Below are 1120 nucleotides of genomic sequence, written 5' to 3'. Positions count from 1 at the left end.
CCGTCCGCCGCTAAATCCAGAGAAGCAAGCTTCTCTTTCATTCGCTCGACTTGCATGTATTAGGCACGCCGCCAGCGTTCGTCCTGAGCCAGGATCAAACTCTCCATAAGAGAGCGATTAAGCTCATATTGCTGGCATCAATTTTGATGTCCAAAATTTTGTTTCAATTTAATGAAACGATTTATTGATTAACGTTTTGCTTGTTCAGTTTTCAAGGTTCATGTTTGCGCCGCTTGTTTCAGCGACATTTATTATCTTAACAAAACTCTTAAGCATTGTCAACAAAGTTTTTAATGTTTGTTTTTAATGCGTCTCGTTAAGGACAAGTAATACTATAACTCGTCCTCAACTTTTTTGCAATACTTTTTTCAAAAAAACTTTATCATCAATGACGAATAAAATAATACCTACTAATATAATAGCTCCTCCAATGAGTTGAGTAGCTATAAGTTTTTCATTAAATATTATATAGGCTAAGGCTGCTGCTCCTACTGGCTCAAACAAAATAGCAATCGAAATAACATTCGTGCTTACATATTTAATAGCCCAATTAAACAAAGTATGACCAAAAAGATTAGGACGTGTCTAAAAACTCTACCTTATTGCGTCAATTTGAAAATCGCAGCGATATAAACGAATGCCAAAAAAGAAGTGGCTAATTTGTCGTAACGGGTTGCCACTCGGCGAAAGTGTTTGATTTTATTGAAAAAGCATTCGACTACGTGACGCTCTTTGTAGAGATACCAATCGACAGACCACGGTTCTTTGGCGTTCGTACGTGGTGGAATCGTATAATGTGCGCCTTTACTTGTCAGTTTGTCGCGAATCGCCTTTGTACCGTACGCTTTATCACCTAATACGTTACTGCCCGCGATTGGAAGTTGGTCGAACATGTCACAAGCAGGTTGACTATCATGCACGTTTCCAGCTGTTAGTTGAAATAACAATGGGTTGCCTAACGCATCCACAATGGCATGGATTTTCGTTGTTTTTCCGCCACGACTTACACCGATGTGTTGGGCAACTTCGGTATCGATGGCGTTTTTTTTGCCCCCGCACTATGTTGGTGAGCGCGAACGCTTGTTGAATCGATGCTTACGTTTTCAAAATCAGGTTCGAT

1 protein-coding gene, 1 rRNA gene and 1 pseudogene are annotated in these 1120 nt (G+C 39.8%); all 3 read right to left on the bottom strand.

What is annotated here, in order from left to right:
* A 16S ribosomal RNA gene (locus DDE80_RS14395) occupies positions 1-110 on the bottom strand; the annotation flags it as partial.
* Between the two features lie 235 nt (positions 111-345).
* Positions 346-579 (bottom strand): annotated as a pseudogene (locus DDE80_RS14390) (EamA family transporter); the annotation flags it as partial.
* A gap of 20 nt (positions 580-599) precedes the next feature.
* Positions 600-1013: an IS5 family transposase gene (locus DDE80_RS14385; protein WP_282432380.1), complete on the bottom strand. Its 414-nt coding sequence runs from the start codon at positions 1011-1013 to the stop codon at positions 600-602.
* Between the last annotated feature and the right edge of the window lie 107 nt (positions 1014-1120).

The sequence above is a fragment of the Metalysinibacillus jejuensis genome (genome assembly GCF_003057615.1).
GTDB lineage: Bacteria > Bacillota > Bacilli > Bacillales_A > Planococcaceae > Metalysinibacillus > Metalysinibacillus jejuensis.
This window is presented reverse-complemented; position numbering and strand designations above follow the sequence as displayed.